This window comes from Burkholderia sp. 9775_39 (assembly GCF_015712225.1).
In the GTDB taxonomy this organism is placed as follows: Bacteria; Pseudomonadota; Gammaproteobacteria; order Burkholderiales; family Burkholderiaceae; genus Burkholderia; species Burkholderia cenocepacia.
Genome location: NZ_JACCQC010000010.1, coordinates 40,294 through 56,459 on the forward strand (window position 1 = coordinate 40,294; position 16,166 = coordinate 56,459).

13 protein-coding genes and 1 pseudogene are annotated in these 16,166 nt (G+C 66.7%); 1 reads left to right on the forward strand and 13 read right to left on the reverse strand.

Going from position 1 to position 16,166, the window contains the following annotated elements; translation table 11 throughout:
* Positions 1-158: 158 nt before the first annotated feature.
* From H0X90_RS15530 to H0X90_RS15575, 10 genes are all read right to left on the reverse strand, one after another.
* Positions 159-1,091, reverse strand: coding sequence for an amidohydrolase (locus tag H0X90_RS15530; RefSeq protein ID WP_006494209.1), 933 nt, complete (start codon positions 1,089-1,091; stop codon positions 159-161).
* Positions 1,092-1,093: 2 nt separating this feature from the next.
* Positions 1,094-2,416 (reverse strand): MFS transporter, encoded by a 1,323-nt coding sequence (locus H0X90_RS15535; protein ID WP_006494208.1) that lies wholly within the window; start codon positions 2,414-2,416, stop codon positions 1,094-1,096.
* 11 nt (positions 2,417-2,427) lie between these two features.
* Positions 2,428-3,666 (reverse strand): MFS transporter, encoded by a 1,239-nt coding sequence (locus H0X90_RS15540; protein WP_077188688.1) that lies wholly within the window; start codon positions 3,664-3,666, stop codon positions 2,428-2,430.
* On the reverse strand, positions 3,663-4,943 hold the full coding sequence (locus tag H0X90_RS15545) for an MFS transporter (RefSeq protein ID WP_077188689.1): 1,281 nt from the start codon (positions 4,941-4,943) through the stop codon (positions 3,663-3,665). Before H0X90_RS15545 ends, H0X90_RS15540 begins: the two co-directional genes overlap by 4 nt.
* A complete protein-coding gene (locus tag H0X90_RS15550) occupies positions 4,940-5,986 on the reverse strand; it encodes an amidohydrolase (RefSeq protein ID WP_077188690.1) in 1,047 nt (348 codons plus the stop codon). The genes H0X90_RS15545 and H0X90_RS15550 overlap by 4 nt, the downstream gene beginning before the upstream one ends.
* A 10-nt stretch (positions 5,987-5,996) precedes the next feature.
* Positions 5,997-7,148 carry a porin gene (locus H0X90_RS15555; protein ID WP_077188691.1) on the reverse strand — a complete coding sequence of 384 codons (1,152 nt, stop codon included), beginning with the start codon at positions 7,146-7,148 and terminating at the stop codon, positions 5,997-5,999.
* Between the two features lie 49 nt (positions 7,149-7,197).
* Positions 7,198-8,577, reverse strand: coding sequence for an MFS transporter (locus H0X90_RS15560; RefSeq protein WP_077188692.1), 1,380 nt, complete (start codon positions 8,575-8,577; stop codon positions 7,198-7,200).
* Between the two features lie 86 nt (positions 8,578-8,663).
* Positions 8,664-9,605, reverse strand: a complete 942-nt coding sequence (locus tag H0X90_RS15565) for an SMP-30/gluconolactonase/LRE family protein (RefSeq protein WP_077188693.1) — start codon at positions 9,603-9,605, stop codon at positions 8,664-8,666.
* A gap of 31 nt (positions 9,606-9,636) precedes the next feature.
* Complete coding sequence (locus H0X90_RS15570) at positions 9,637-10,572, reverse strand: NAD(P)-dependent oxidoreductase (protein WP_077188694.1); 936 nt, start codon at positions 10,570-10,572, stop codon at positions 9,637-9,639.
* A complete protein-coding gene (locus H0X90_RS15575) occupies positions 10,572-11,270 on the reverse strand; it encodes an RraA family protein (RefSeq protein WP_006482575.1) in 699 nt (232 codons plus the stop codon). The genes H0X90_RS15570 and H0X90_RS15575 overlap by 1 nt, the downstream gene beginning before the upstream one ends.
* 165 nt (positions 11,271-11,435) lie before the next feature.
* Between H0X90_RS15575 and H0X90_RS15580 the strand changes: the two genes are divergently transcribed.
* Complete coding sequence (locus H0X90_RS15580; protein WP_006482615.1) at positions 11,436-12,146, forward strand: IclR family transcriptional regulator; 711 nt, start codon at positions 11,436-11,438, stop codon at positions 12,144-12,146.
* A 20-nt stretch (positions 12,147-12,166) separates the two neighbouring features.
* Here the strand turns inward: H0X90_RS15580 and H0X90_RS36210 are convergent.
* From H0X90_RS36210 to H0X90_RS15590, 3 genes and pseudogenes are all read right to left on the reverse strand, one after another.
* Positions 12,167-12,308, reverse strand: a pseudogene (locus tag H0X90_RS36210) (short-chain dehydrogenase/reductase); the annotation flags it as partial.
* Between the two features lie 72 nt (positions 12,309-12,380).
* The gene (locus H0X90_RS15585; RefSeq protein WP_006482599.1) at positions 12,381-13,715 is read right to left on the reverse strand and encodes an MFS transporter; all 1,335 of its coding nucleotides are present in this window, start codon (positions 13,713-13,715) and stop codon (positions 12,381-12,383) included.
* A 66-nt stretch (positions 13,716-13,781) separates the two neighbouring features.
* The gene (locus H0X90_RS15590; RefSeq protein ID WP_077188695.1) at positions 13,782-16,127 is read right to left on the reverse strand and encodes a cytochrome P450/oxidoreductase; all 2,346 of its coding nucleotides are present in this window, start codon (positions 16,125-16,127) and stop codon (positions 13,782-13,784) included.
* Between the last annotated feature and the right edge of the window lie 39 nt (positions 16,128-16,166).

Sequence of the window (16,166 nt, forward strand, 5' to 3'; positions counted from 1 at the left end):
GGCGCCGTCGACGCGCGCGTCTGGCCGGATACCGCGCGACGCGGTCGGCGGTAGCCGCCGCCGAGCAGCCGCTGGCTCCATCCGCCTTCAAACATATCCCCCGATTGCGGACGACATCGTTTCGTCACCGGCTTCAAGCTTCCGACCTCCTCCCCGCGCTATGCAAATCCGTACAACTTCGCCGGGTTCGTGACGAATATCCGCTGCTGCCAGTCCGGCCGCCCGATCCAGCCGGCGATCACGTCCAGCAAGCTTGCGTCGTCCGGCTTGTCCGTCTTCTGCGTCGGGTGCGGCCAGTCGGTGCCCCACAGCATGCGTTCCGGCGCCATGTCGATCAGCGCCTTCGCGACCGGCGCGACGTCGTCGTAGGCGGGCGCGCCCGTCTTGCTGTCGACGTACGGCCCCGACAACGTGATCCACGTATGGCCCTTTTCCACGAGGCGTTGCGCGGTACGAAACGCGGCCGACGACAGTCCGCCGGGCTGCGGCACATGCGCGATATGGTCGATGACGAGCGGGCAAGGCAACGCCGCAAGATGCGGCTCCAGCTCAGGCAGCCGCGCACCCTGCACCACCAGCTCGATGTGCCATCCGAGGTTCGCGATGCGCGCGGCGAGCGGCGCCAGCATGTCGAGTGTCGTCGCACCCGGATAGCTGAGGTTGAAGCGGATCGCACGGATGCCGCCGCGATCGAGCATCCGAAGTTCGTCGTCGCTCACGGTGCCGTCGACCACCGCCACGCCACGCGCGTCGGCGCCGAACTGCGCGATCGCCGCCAGCGTGCAGCGATTGTCCGTCCCGTACGTCGACGGCGTCACGACCACGTTGCGCTTCACGCCGATACGCGCCAGCACGCTTCGGTATTGCGCGACGGTCGCATTCGGCGGGCGCAGCGTCGTGCCCGGCGCGACCGGAAACCGGTCGTCGTAGACGTGCATGTGACAGTCGATCGCCCCGTCGGGCAACCGGAACGCCGGCCGTTCGGTGCCGCTCGACCACGTTTCGTCGGCCGCGGCCAGCCTCGGCAATGCAGCCGAAGCCAGCGCGGCGCCGGCGATCCGGAGGAATTCACGTCTCGCGATGCGCGCCATGATCAGATGGTCCCCGTCTTGCCGACCAGCTTGCCGGCCGCATGATTGCGCGTGAGCAGCAGCAGCGTCGCGACGCTCACGAGCGTGAGGATCGCGAGCGGCATCAACGCGAGCGCGTAGCTGCCCGTCGCCGCCTTCACCCACCCGTATACGTTCACCATCAGCCCGCCGCCGAGCAGGTTCGCGATGGCATTGACCGTCGCGAGCCCGGCCGCCACGGTGCTGTTGGACAGCATGTCGGTCGCGAGCGCCCAGAACGGGCCCTTGAACGAATACGCGCCGACCAGCACCGCGCAGAGCATGCAGATCGTGGGCAGCAGCGATCCGCTCAGCGACGTCGCGAACAGGCCCACGCCGATCAGCAGCATCGGCACGACCGTGTGCCAGCGGCGTTCGCCGAGGCGGTCCGAGCGCCGGCCCCAGTAGACCATCAGGATCGAGGCCACCGCGTACGGCACCGAGTTCAGCAGGCCGGTTTCCATGACGGTCAAGCCGAACGACTTCAGCAACTGCGGCTGCCACACGGACAGCGTGCTGCCTGCCGCGGAAGCACACGTGTCGACGAGCGCGAGGCACAGCACATAGCGGTTGCGGAACAGTTGCGAAAGCGGCAACGACGGCACCTTCTTGCGCGTCTTGTGGCCGGCGGCCAGCGCGTTCGAGAGCCACGCGCGCTCGTCGTCGTCGAGCCACCTCGCGTTCTCCGGCTTGTTCGTCAGCATGAACAGGCACGCGATGCCGAGCAGCACCGTGGGAATGCCTTCGAGGATGAACAGCCAGTGCCAGCCACGCAGGCCCCAGACACCGTCCATCTGCAACAGCAGCGCGGAGATCGGCGAGCCGATGAAGCTCGCGGCCGGAATCGCGACCATGAACGTCGCGACGATCCGCGCGCGGTACTGCGCGGGAATCCAGTACGACAAATACAGCAGTACGCCCGGGAAGAAGCCGGCTTCGGCCGCGCCCAGCAGGAAACGCAGCACGTAGAACGTCGTCGCGTTGTGCACGAGCGCGGTCGCCGCCGACACGATGCCCCACGTGATCATGATCCGCGCGATCCAGATTCGCGCGCCGTATTTCTGCAGCGCGAGATTGCTCGGCACTTCGAAAAAGAAGTATGAAATGAAGAACAGGCTGCTGCCGAAACCGAAGACCTGCGCCGACATCCCGAGGTCGTGGTTCATCTGCAGCGACGCCATCCCCACGTTGCCCCGGTCGATGAAGGCAAGCAGGTAGCAGATCATCAAGAAGGGAATGAGTCGCCAGACGACCTTTCGTATGGTCCGGCGCTCGATCGCGGACGCTTCCATGAAACCGGCTTGCATGTTGTCTCCGTTTATTGTGCGCCTGAGCGCGTTCCTGTGAACCGTTGCCACGCGATGACCGCCACCACGCCGCACGCCAGCACGGCGGCCATGGCGGCGAAGGTGTGTCGCACGCCGAGCGCCTCCGATGCGCTGCCGACGAGCAGGTAGCCGAACGGCATCGTGCCGTTGTAGGCCATGCCGTACATCCCGACGAGCCCGCCGCGCACGTGTTCCGGACACTGCCGCTGAATCGTCGCGTTCGTCGACGTGGCCGCGAACGTGAGGCTGAAGCCGAGCGCATAGAACGCGGGAATCGATCCCGCCGCATCGGTCGTCGCGGCCAGTACGGCCAGCGCGCCGACTGCCGTCCACGGTGCATAGGCGATGAACCGGCGCGACGCGCGCGGCCCGAACGCCGACGACAGCAGCACCGCCGCGCTCAACGAGCCGGCGCCGGCGCACGCGAAGAACACGCCGGTAAAGCGCGCCGCGTCGTGAAAGCCCTGGTCCGCGAGCAGCGGCACGAGCGTCTGGTAGCTGCCGGCGAACAGGCCGATGCACGCGAGAATCGGCAGATAGCGGGCCGAGAACGCATCGGACAGCACGTAGCCGACCGCATCGCGCAGGCCGCTTTCCGTGCGCGACGGGCCGTCCACCGTCGCGGTCCGGATCGACCGCACGCACGCCGCCATGAAGCACAGCGCGAGCGCATAGATCGCGAACGACGTCCGCGGGCCGAGCGTCGGATAGACGAATCCGGCGATGGTCGGGCCGACCATACGCCCGACGTTGTAGACCATCGTGTTCATCGCGACCGCGTTGGACGTGTGCGTCGGATCCTGCAAGCTCGTCAGCAGCAGCACCTGCCGCGCCGGCGTTTCCACCGCGCTCGACACGCCGATCGCCAGCGCATGCGCGAGGATCAGCTTCACGCCGAGCAGGCCAAGCAGCGACAACGTGAAGAGGCTGCCCGTCAGCAGCAGCGACGTCGTCAGCACGCAGAGCGTCACGCGGCGCGCGTTGGCCGAGCCGATGCGGGAGCCCGCCACCGGTGCGACGATCAACTGCGGCCCGTACAGCAGGAAGTTGAGCAGCGCGAGGATCGCCGCCGAGCCGGACAGGTGATAGATCAGCAGATTCAGCGTGACGTTCTGCGTCCAGCTGCCGAGCACCGACGCGACCTGCCCGCTCAGGTAGCGCCGCAGCGATGCCTCCGTCAGCGCGGGAAACAGCCTGTTCACCCATCCCGCTTGCGTCGCCACGTTCATGACAGCGCCTTTCCGCGCGTTTCGGGCGCGAACAGCACGACCGCGGCCGCGGCGACGAACGCGACGATCGTCGTCGCGAGTCCGAGCACGAAGCCGCCCGACGTCGACGCCAGCGCACCGATGATCAACGGCGCGATGAAGCCGCCGAGCCGGCCGCCGTTGTATGCGAGACCCATGAAGAAGCCGCGCGATGCCGTGTTGCCGATGATCTCCGCGAGGAACGGGCCGGCACCCGCGAAGATGCCGTTCACGCTGAAGCCGGTCAGAAAGATCGCGGTCATCAGCAGCAACGGATTCGCCGACACGATATACACGCCGACGGCCAGCGCGCCGATCAGCAGGTAGCCCAGGAACATCGGCCGCCGGCCGAGCCGGTCGACCCATGCCGAGAACAGCAGGAACCCGGTGATCGCGCCGAACTGCAACGCCAGCACGAACTTCAGGCTATGCACGAAGTCGAGGTGCTTCACCGTGATCAGGAACGTCGGCGTCCACGTGAATACGCCCCAGTAGAGGTACTGCAGGAAGAAGATGAAGCAGAAGGCAGTGAGCAGGCCGCGCACGTTCAGCTTCTCGTGACCGGCCGTGTCGGGCTTGCGAGCCTGCGACTTCGCGTGCCGGCGTTCGAGCCAGATCGGTGATTCCGGCGTCTTGCGCGCGACCCGGAACAGGATGAAGAACGGCGACGCACCGATCAGGAACAGCAGACGCCAGCCGTCGCCGCCCAATCCGCCATGCGTGGCGCCGACGATGCCCGAGATCGCGATCGCGAGAATCGCGCCGATCGGCAAGCCCATCTGCATCAGCGCACCGCCCTTGCCGCGCCGGCCCGGATGCCAGGTCTCCGCGATGAGCGCCGCGCCCGCGGTCCAGGTCCCGCCCATGCCGAGCGCGCCGAAAAAGCGCAACGTGGCGAACGCGTGCGCATCGGGCGCAAATGCGATCAGGCCGGAAAACAGCGAGTAGATGCCGACGCAGAGCAGCGCGGTGCGCACGCGCCCGATCCGGTCCGACACGAAGCCGAACAGAATGCCGCCGATGATCTGTCCGGCCGCCGTGACGCTCGTGAACATGCCGAGCTGCGCCTTGTTCAGCCCGAACTGCAGCGCGAGCGTCGGCAGCAGCAGCGACAGCAGGAATGAGTCGTAGCTCTCGAACGTCCAGCCGAGCCCCGCGAGCGACAGCGCACGCCACTCGATACCGGTCACGCGCGTGAGCCCTTTTTCCGCGGCGGCGGCATCGATGTCCTGCGTCGCCACGGTTGCAGTCGTCTTCATGGGTTGTCTCCGGGAATCGCGACGCGATACGTCGAGGCGGCCGTCCGGCTGAACAGCGCGGCCTTTTCGTCGACCGACATCGCGGACGCGAGTCGTTTGAAGGCGTTCCACAGCACGCGATAGCCGAACATCCCCTTGTCGACGGGGAAGTTGCTTTCGAACATGCAGCGATCGACGCCGAAAAGCTCGACGCAGGTATCGAAATACGGCTGCCACGCGGCCGCCAGGTCCTGCGACGACGGCGGCAGCGCGCGCGCGGCGAAGTCGAAACCGAACACGGTCATGCCCGCGCCGCCGAGCTTCATGCGCGTGTTCGGCAACGCGGCGAGACGCGCGAGTTGCCGTTTCCACTGCGCATGCACTTCGGCACGCCGGCCGGCATGCGGCCCCACGCCGACGGGGCCGCCAAAATGGTCGATGACGACGATGACGTCCTCGGACGCGCGCGCGAGTTCGTACAGGTCATCGAGCTGCGTGTGATAGACCCACGCGTCGAGCGACAGCCCGTAGCGGCCGAGCGTCGTCACGCCCTGCCTGAAAGCCGGCTCCGACATCCGGTCGCGCGGCGGCGTCACCGGGCTCGACCGCACGTCGGGGCTCGCATGCCACGCGAGCGGATTGCGGATGCCGCGCAATCGCCCGCCGGACACCTGCAGCATCGTGTCGAGCACCGCATCGAGTTCCGCGCCGAGCGACAGATCGGCGCCGCCGACGATGGCCTCGCAACAGCGCGTGGGGCCGTATGCGCCGCTATCGAACATCGCGGCGATGCCGCTCGCGAATGCCACTTCGCCCACCGGCTTGAACGCCTCCGGCCCGCTTGCGCGCAACATCGAGCGGCACTGCACGTAGACCGTCGACACGACCCGATGCCCGCCGCGCACGTCCGCGCCGAACTCGTCCGCGAGATAGCGCCCGGTCTGGCGGTCCCACAGGTGATGGTGGGCATCGACGATGGCGAGTTCGGGTTCGAGCACCGGCTCGTCGCGCAATGCGAGCCACTCGGGCCTGACCGGCAGATGGGGCGCGTGAACGGTCTGCATCGCACTCGCCTCAGAACTTCTGGCGCATGCCGATCACCACGCCCGTCTGGTTGTGATCGGGCGCGACCGTGCCATAGCCGTTCACGCCGAGCGCGGAGCCGCCCTTGTTGCGCGCGAAACCCGCCGTCGCATAGATATCGGTGCGCTTCGACAGCAGATAATCCGCACACAGCACGGCGAGCCACGGGTCGGCACTCGTCGAATGCACGTCCTGGTAATAGGCCGTCGCCGTGACCACGAACGCCGGCGACACCGCGTATTGCGCGCCGGCCCAGTACAGGTTCGCCGCGCTGGCATCGGCGCCGTTCGCGACACGGATCGGGTTCGCCGGCAGGAACGCATTCGACGCACGAAGATAGCGATAACCGGCGAATCCCTTCACCGGTCCGATCACATACGACGCGGCGGCCGTGGCGCGCCGCTCGGTGCCCGTGTTGGTCGCGACGGTGTTGCTGTTGCGCTGCTCGTACGACACGCTCGCGGCGAGCGGCCCTTGCGAGAAAGTCAGCGCCCCGCTGAAGAAGCGGCCGGTGAGTTGCGCGCCCGGCACCTCGGCGCCGTACCCGGTGTCGTAGCGGGTGCTATACATGGCCTGCGCCGTCAGCGGACCGAACACGCCGGTGTACTTCACCGAGTTATCGATGCGCGCGGCCGCCGCGTAGTCGACCGACAGCACCGAGTATCGCGACGACGCGCCCATCGGGTCGAAGGCCACGGCCTGTTCGTAAAAGAGCGCGTTCTGGCGGCCGAACGTCAGTTGCTGGCCCCGGTACGCCAGCCCGACCCACGCCTGCCGGCCGAAAATCCGCGACGTCGTGGCGGCGTTCGAACCGAGGCCTTTCGTCGACTGCGCGGTCGTGCTGTCATTGATGTTGAAGCCGTTTTCCAGCTGGAAAATGGCCTTCATGCCGCCGCCGAGATCCTCGACGCCCTTCAGTCCCCAGCGCGAACCGGACAGATTGCCGGACGCTTCGCGCGTCTGCGCGCCGCCGGTATTCGTATTGTTGATGTGCTCGATACCGACGTCGGCAATGCCGTACAGCGTGACGCTGCTTTGCGCATGCGCGGCAGCGCACCACGAGGCCGCGCTCGCGACGGTGACGGCGCCGAGCACGAAGCGGGGTTTCGGGCGGGAATGCTGGCTGGCCTGATTCGACGACATGAAGTCTCCAAACTGTTTTTTGTGGGTGGGTGTTCTGGCGAAAGCAAATTCACGCCTCGCGGACGGCAGGCGCTTCGCCGGCGCCCGAGCCCGGATCGCCGAGCCATGCGATGGTCAACGCGCCGAGCAGCAGCACACCCGACACGGCGATGAGCGGCGCGGTGAAGCCACCGGAGAATTGCTTGAGCGCACCGATCATTGACGGCCCGACGAAGCCGCCGAGATTGCCGACCGACACGATCAACGCGAGTCCGCCCGCGGCGGCCCGGCCGGTGAGGAATCCCGACGGGATGGCCCAGTAAGTCGCCTGGAACGCGAGGATTCCGCTCACCGTGACGCACAGTGCGATCAGCTTGAAAACCGGCGCATGAATGAAGGCGCTCGCGCACAGCGCCACGGCCGCGACGGCCAGCGCACCGGCGACATACGGAATCCGGTTGGCCGCGCGGTTGGCGAGACGCGCGCACCAGAGCATCACGCCGGCGCCGATCGCATACGGAATGGCCGTCAGCCAGCCGACCACCGCGTGTTCGACGCCGAACTGCTTGATGATCTGCGGCATCCACAAGCCGACGCCGAGCGAGCCGACGATCCCGCAGAAGTTGACGAACGCGAGCACGAACACACGCCAGTTCGTCATCGCGTCGCGCAGTGTGCTGCCGTGCTTCGCGCCGATGTCGCGCTGCTCGAACGCGAGGCGCTTCGCGAGCGACGCCTTCTCTTCGTCATTGAGCCACGCGGCTTTCTCGGGACGGTCGGCCAGCACGAACAGGCACGCGATGCCGAGCATCACCGCAGGGACGCCTTCGATCAGCAGCAGCCATTGCCAGCTGCGCAGCCCATGCAGGCCGCCGAGTTCGAGTAGCGCGCCCGAAATCGGCGAGCCGATCATGTTCGCGACGGGAATGCCGACGAGGAAGGCGGCCGTCACCTTCGCACGCCACTTGCCGGGAAACCAGTGCGTGAAATACAGGTAGATGCCGGGCGTGAATCCCGCCTCGGCGAGCCCGAGCAGAAAACGCGCGGCCGCAAAGCTCTTCGGTCCGACGACGAACGCCGTCGCCATCGAGAACAGGCCCCACGTGATCATGATTCTCGCGATCCATACGCGCGCCCCGACCTTCTGCATGATCAGGTTGCTCGGAATCTCGAACAGGAAATAGCCGATGAAGAACAGGCCTGCACCGACACCGAACTGCTCGGCCGTCAGACCGAGATCCTTGTTCATCGTGAGCGCCGCGAAACCGACGTTGGTCCTGTCGAGATAGCTGATCACATAGCAGACGAAGATGAACGGCAGGATGCGCCGGAACGCCCTGGCGAGCGTGCGCTCGCTGGCCGCGTAATCGTCGCCGGCAAGCTGGGCCGAGGACGGTGCGTCGGCGCGCGGTGCGTCGTCGCCGGCACGCAGCGCGTGCGAAATGGTCATGCTTGTCTCCTTCGTCGCGCGGCTGGCGGCGCGATCTTTCGGCATGCGGGCGGGAAGCCGACGCGCGGCTTCCCGGCTCGTGGGTCTCAGTCCTGCTTCACTGCCCGTTTCGCTGCCTGTTTCGGCAGCGGGCCGGCAATGCGCATGTCCACTTTCAGGACGGAACCGGACGTCGATTCGGTGATGAAGAGCGTCTTCATGTCCGGGCCGCCGAAGCACACGCTCGTGAGCGACGCCCCTTTCGGTCCGGTCAGGATCTCGACGGGCTCCGCGCAGTGGTTGAGCACCCACACGCGGCCAAGCCCCGGATTCGCGACGAACAGGCGGCCTTCGAGATCGATGGTGAGGCCGTCGGGCCCGCTCGGTCCGTACGACGTGAAGAACTGGCTGACCTTGCTGACCGACCCGTCGGCCTGCAGCGGCATGCGCCACACGGCATTGCCGCGCGTCATCGCGACGAACAGCACCTTCTCGTCGCGCGACAGGACGAGCCCGTTCGGGCTCGGGCAGGTGCCGAGCAGCATGTCGAGCTTGCCGTCGGGCGAGAGCCGATACACGCGGCCCGTCGGATCGTGCAGCCCGGTCTGCCCCTGGTCGGTGAAATAGAGGTTGCCGGCCGAGTCGAACGTCAGGTCGTTCACGCCCTTGAAGCGTTCGGTGTTGCGGCGCTCGAGATACGGACGCACTTCACCGCGCTCGATATCGAGCAGCATCAGACCGTTCCGGTAGTCGGTGATGATCAGGTGCGATGCGTCGAAGCGCTTCATCCCGTTGGGCTCGCCGTCGTATTCGACGACGAGATCCCAGTCGCCCGACGGCGAAATGCGGAAAATGCGCCCGTGCGGAATGTCGGTGACGAACAGATAGCCGTCCGGGTCCCAGACCGGCCCTTCGAGAAAGGAGTCCGTGACCATGCCGCCGCGATTCGCGCGCGCCCATTCCGTGCGGACGTCCGGCTTGCGAAACTTCTCCGGCATGCGCGTGAACACGTCGGCTTCGCGCACGTCGGGACTCGTCAGATAAAACATGCGTACCTCGATGTCCAGGGTTCAAGCCGCGCTATGCGCGTTCGTCGAGCACCGCGAGAACGTTGGCGGCCGCGCCCTTGCCCATGTTCACGTACGCGGCATCGCTCACGCCGCCGACATGCGGAGACAGAATCACGTTGGGGATCTGCTGGAACGGGTGCGGCACCATCATCGGCTCGACATCGAAGCTGTCGAGGCCGGCCGCGCGCAATTGGCCGTTCGCCAGCGCGTCGGCAAGCGCGGCTTCGTCGATCAAGCCACCGCGTGCGGTATTGACGAGAATCGCGCCGCGCTTGAAACGCGCGAACGTGTCGCGGTTGAGCATCCGGCGGTTGTCGGCCGTCAACGGACAATGCAGCGACACGACGTCCGACTCCGCGTACAGCGTGTCGAGCGGCACGCGCTTCACGCCGGCCGGCGCTTCCTTCGCGAACGGATCGAACGCGAGTACCTTCATGCCGAACGCCGCACCGATCGCGGCCACGCGCCGGCCGATCGCGCCGAGTCCGACGAGGCCGAGCGTGCGCCCGTCGAGTTCGACGGACTTGTGCGTCGCCTTGTCCCAATGGCCCTCGCGCATGCGGATATCGAGCTGCGGAACGGACTTCGCACACGCGAGCAGCAGCGCCCATGCGTGCTCGGCGACGGCGGCCGCATTCGCGCCGACCGCGGCGCGCACCGCGATACCGCGTGCGGCAGCCGCGTCCTGATCGATCACGTCGATGCCGCTGCCGTGCTTCGAAATCACCTGCAGGTGCTCGGCGGCGTCCATGATGCGGGCGTTGATCTTGCCGTACCGGACGATGATCGCGACCGGCTTGTGCTCGATGCAGAGCGCTACGATGTCGTCCTCGGTCGGTTGCTTGCCGGCGAACACGACGTCGAACTGCGCAAGCATCTCGAGCGCTTGCGGCGCCAGGTCGGCGGCGGTCACGAGGACCACGGGCTGATGCGAAGCGGTCTGCATCACAGCGCCTCGCCTTCGGCCAGCATGCCGGCCGCGCGCAGTTCCTTCTCGATCCAGCCCGGACGAAGATCGCCCTTGTGGATCGCTGCGATACGCGCGGTTTCGAAGTCGAGCTTTTTCTGCGCGAGATCGACGATGCGCGCGACGTCGGCGCGCGCAATGACGACGACGCCGTCGGCGTCGCCGACCACCAGGTCGCCCGGATTGACCGTCGCGCCGCCCAGCGAGATCGGCGCATTCACGCGCCCCGCGATGCTTTTGGTCGGGCCGCACGGATTGAGACCGGCCGAGAAGATCGGGTAGTCGCCGTTGGCCAGTTCGTGCGCGTCGCGCACCGCGCCGTCGATGACGATGCCGGCGATGCCGCTCGCCTTCGCCTGCGCCGCCATGATTTCGCCAAGCAGCGCGCACGAGATGTCGCCCTTGCCGTCGACCACGACGACGTCGCCCGGCTTCGCGACGGCGAGCGCCGCATGGATCGCCAGGTTGTCGCCCGGACGGACTTCGACCGTGACTGCGGGGCCGGCGACCTTCATCTTCGGCGACAGCGGCCGCACGCGGCCATGCACCGTGCCGCGGCGGCCCGCGACGTCGGCGAGGATCGCGGCCTGGTAACGCGCGGCCGCCTGAACGAGTTCCGGCGAGATGCGTTCGATGTCGCGATTGATCGGAGAAGTACTGACGGATGGCTTGCTCATGACTCGACCTCGGGTTGTGCGTTGTACTGTGTACAACACTGGTGTACATAGTGAAATCACTATAACGAGACAACCCATACCAGGGCACTGGCGTTTACCCTTTTACGCGGTAAACCAGCGTTTTACTCTGTACAATCTCCGTTGTGTGTCGACGGGAGAGAAGGAATGGGAAATGACGGCGTGGTTGCCGTGGAAAAGGCGCTTTCGCTGCTGGACTGCTTCAAGCCGGGCGCCGAATCGCAGTCGCTCGCGACACTGTCGCAAGCCTCCGGCATGCACAAGACGACGGTCTATCGGCTGATGAACTCGCTGGAGCGAATGGGCTATGTCGTGCGCGCGCAGTCCGGCAACTATTCGCTTGGGCACCGCGTGCTGTACCTCGGCAAGCTGTACGAGCAGTCCTTCCATCTGTCCACGGTGGTCGAACCGGCGCTGCATGCGCTGGCCGCGCTGACGAAGGAAAGCGCATCGTACTACGTGCACGACAACGGGCAGCGGCTTTGCCTGTTTCGGGTCGAGCCGTCCGAAGGCCTGCGTGAAACGCGGCTCGCGGGCACGATGCTGCCGCTCGACGACACGGCCATCAGCCAGGTGATCCGTTTCTGGGGGCTCGGCGAACCGATCTATGACAAGCCGCCCGCACTGCCCCTCTTCACCGCGGGTGCACGCGATGTGCACACCGCAGCGTTCGCGGTGCCGGTCTTCGGCGCCGGCGACAAGTTCATGGCGGCGCTGACGCTGTCCGGTCCTGCGTCGCGCCTCAGCGTCGCGCACGAGTCGGGTGAACTGGATCGACCGCAGCTGGATGCGGCCGCCGATCTATCGCGGAAGCTGGGCGCGAGTGTCGCGCTCTGCGAGAACGTCTACGGCATCTGATCGCCGCTTCCGCAACGGCTGAGCAGCAGGCGCAGCGGCACGTCGTCGCGGCGCGACGGGTCGACGATCAGCGCCGCGCGCCGCCTGCGCGACCCATTCGGTACGCATCCAGCCCGGCTCGAGCGTGCACACGCGCACGCCGAACGACGCGGCTTCCTACGCGGAATTTTTCACCGTGATAAGCGTTTTTAAACAGGGTTAGTACGAACGCCCGCATGACGCGGGCGGCGTTCCTTACGCATGCGTCGAGCGCGGCCGGTCGTTCGTCAGCACAACCGCATGGCCGGTGGACATCGAACGTGACTGGAAGTCCTCGCCGCGCGATTCGCGCGACGCGATCACCGCGACGAACGCCGGCAGCGCCATCAGGATCGCGTAGCCGGCGACAAAGATCGCCGAACCCGTATAGCTGACCAGCAGCGTGCCGACGATCGGCGCGATCGATCCGCCGAGCACCGATGCAAGCTGATAGCTGGTCGACAGCGCGGTGAAGCGCACGCGCGTCGGAAACAGTTCGGCCATGTACGCGGCCATCGGTCCGAGAATGATCCCGTGGCACGTCAGGCACGCGATCAACGCCAGTTGCAGATGAACGTAGTCGCTGCCTGGCGACAGCGTGAACAGCGAACAACCGGCGATCGCCGCGCCGAGCAGGCCGGCGATCAGCACCGGGCGCCGTCCGATCCGGTCCGACACGTGCGCGGCAATCAGGATGACGACGACCTCGATCGCCGACGCCCACATCAGCGCGGACAGTGCCTGCGGTCTGCTGAAGTGCAGATAGCCGGTCGCGAGTCCGAGCGCGAACGTCGAAAACAGATACAGGAACGTGTTCTCCGCGGCTTTCACGAAGAACGCACGCGCCATTTGCCGCCCGTTGCTCGCGCAGGTGTCGCGCAGCGACGCGCGCTCGACCGTCTGGTGCGCGGCCGACAGCTCGGCGAACGCCGCCGATTCCTCGACGCGCCGGCGCGTCCAGAAGCCGACGATCACGAGCAGCGCGGAAATGAAGAACGGAATCCGCCACGCCCAGTCGACGAATGCGGCATCGCCGTAGAATCGCTGCACCATCCCGATCACGAACGCGGTCAGCACGTTCGCGAGCGGCCCGGCGAACATCGTGAAGCTGGTCCAGAAGCCGCGCTGCGCGCCGGGCATCGACTCGGCGATCATCAGGATCGCGCCGGTCGCTTCGCCGCCGACCGCGATGCCCTGCACGATGCGCAGCAGCACGAGCAGCAGCGGCGCCGCGATGCCGATCGACGCATAGGTCGGCAGCAAGCCGACGCAGAACGTGCTGATGCCCATCATCAGCAGACTGACGACGAGCGTCTTGCGGCGGCCGATGCGGTCGCCGATCATCCCGAACACGATGCCGCCGAGCGGCCGCGCGACGAAGCCGACGGCGAACGTCGCGAGCGCGAGCAGCGTGGCGGCGAGCGGATTGCCGACGACGAAGAACTGCTTGTCGAACACGAGCACCGCACACGCGGCGAACGCGAAAAAGTCGTACCACTCCAGCGTGGTGCCGACGGTACAGGCGAACATCAGGTTGGCACGCTTCTTCATCGCGCATGTCTCCGGTTTTTTTGTGGTTTGCGTGGGGCGAGCGACGCCGCGGCGACGCCCGTGGATTCAGAGTTCGAGCACGAGCCGCTCGCCGCCGCACGCGCGCGAACAGCAGGTCATCATGCGATCGTGCGCGTCGCGTTCGGCGCGCGTCAGCACGCTGTCGCGATGATCGACGCGGCCGGCCAGCACCCGCACTTCGCAGGATCCGCACAGCCCTTCGCGGCAGTCGCTCTGCACGTCGATGTTCGCGTGCTGCAATGCGTCGAGCACCGTCTGGTTCGCCGCGACCGTCAGCGTGATGCCGGAATCCTTCAGTTCGACTTCGAACGGGCGCTCCTTCGATGGGTCGAGGGCCGCACGCGTCGACACGAAATGCTCGACACGCAGCGCATCGCGCGACCAGTGCGCGCAGCTCGCTTCGAGCGCATCGAGCATCCGCGCGGGGCCGCAAGCGTAGATGTGCGTGTCGTCGGCCGGCTGCGCGAACAGCGCGCGAAAGTCGTTACGCGAGCCTTCTTCCGACACGTACACGTGCAGACGCTCCCCATGCAGCGCGGCGAGCGTGTCGAGCAGCGCCATCGACGCGCGTCGCGAGCCGCTATAGTGGATCTCGTAGTCGATGCCGCGCGCCTTCGCTTCGCGCGCCATCGCGCTGATCGGCGTAATGCCGATGCCGCCCGCGACGAAGATCGCCTTGCCGGCGTCGGTCGCGAAACGGAAGTGATTGCGCGGCCCGCGGATCTTCAGCACGTCGCCGGCGCGCAGATTCGCATGCACCCATGCCGATCCGCCGCGGCCCTGCGCTTCGTGCAGCACCGCGATCTCGTACGCGTCGCGCTCGGCCGGGTCGCCGCACAGCGAATACTGGCGCGTGATGCCGGTATCGCCACAGATCACGTCGATATGCGCGCCGGGCGTCCAGCGCGGCAGCATGCGGCCGTCGCCAGACACGAGGCGGACCTGCGCGACGCGATCCGCGCACCTCGACACGCGCTGTACCTTCACCACGCGACTCACCGCGTGCGACGACGGCTCGCCGATGCGCACCGCCGTGCGCGCGCGCAGCGCCGACGGGTCGCGGCGCTCGGGATTCGCCGCCGGATCCCATTCGACATACAGGTGCTCGGGGCCGCGGAACGACGTGTTCGGCACATACGTGAAGCGCTGTTCCGCCAGCTTCATGTGCGGCAGACGGCGCGTGAACTCCTCGAGGAAGATCTGCATCTCCATGCGCGCGAGATTCTTGCCCATGCACTGATGCGACCCGTAGCCGAACGTGAGCTGATCGCTCGCATTCTCCCGGCGAATGTCGAACAGGTCCGCATCCGCGAAGCGCGCTTCGTCATGATTCGCGGACGACGTGACGATCAACAGCTTCGAGCCGGCGGGCACCGCGACGCCACCGATCGTGACGTCCTTCGTCGCGAGCCGTCGCCACGCGGCGACCGAGCCGTTGTGGCGCAGGCACTCCTCGACCGCGTTCGGGATCAGCGACGGGTCGTCGCAGATGTCGCGCCACGCATCGGGATGCTGCAGCAGCAGCTTCATCGCATTGGCCGTCGCGTTCGCGGTCGTCTCGTGCGCGGCGACGATCCCCGCCATCATCATCGAGTGCAGATACGAATCGGTGATCACGTCGGGCAGCGCCTTCTGCTTGCGGATCCCGTACTGCATCCAGCCCGGCCCGGACGGATCCTCGCGCATCTTGTCGAGCACCTTGCCCGCGAACTGCCAGAACTTGCCGACCGCATGCGCGACCGCGACCTGCTCCTCCGGTTTCGGACGGCCCCACGTGTTGATCGTATGGGCGATCGAGTATTCGCGCAGCGTGTCCATGTCCTCTTCCGGCACGCCGAGAAAGTGCAGCGCGACGGTCAGCGGCACCTCCCACAACATCTGGTCGACCAGATCCGCGCGGCCGTCGTCGATGAAGCGGTCCACGTATTCGCGCGCGAGCCGGCGCACCATCGGTTCGTGATGCTTCAGCGCTTCGGGCGTGAACGGGTCCAGCAGCGCACGGCGACGCGGCATGTGCGCGGGCTCGTCCTCGTTGACGAGCGTGCGGTTCAGCGCGAAGCCGTACGACGCGAGCACCGCGTTCGCCTCGGCGCCGGTCGGGGTGATCTTCTCCAGCGCGATCGACGGACTGAACGTGAGGTTGTCGCGAAAGATGGCCTTGATGTCGTCGTAGCGCGTGACGATCCAGTACCCGAGCTTCGGGCTGTAAAACACCGGCTCCCGCTCGCGCGCCCAACGGACGTATTCGGGCGGATCCTGCTGATAGCCGTCGTCGAACGGATCGAACGCGGCCGCGGCCGCGCTGACCGGGCACCCGTTCGGCGCGGTCGCCGCTGCCGGCGCAGGATGAAACGGACATTTCGACGACGCGTGATGCTCGATGGCGGACATGATTGACTCCGGTGCGATGATTTAGCGTAAATCTAATAC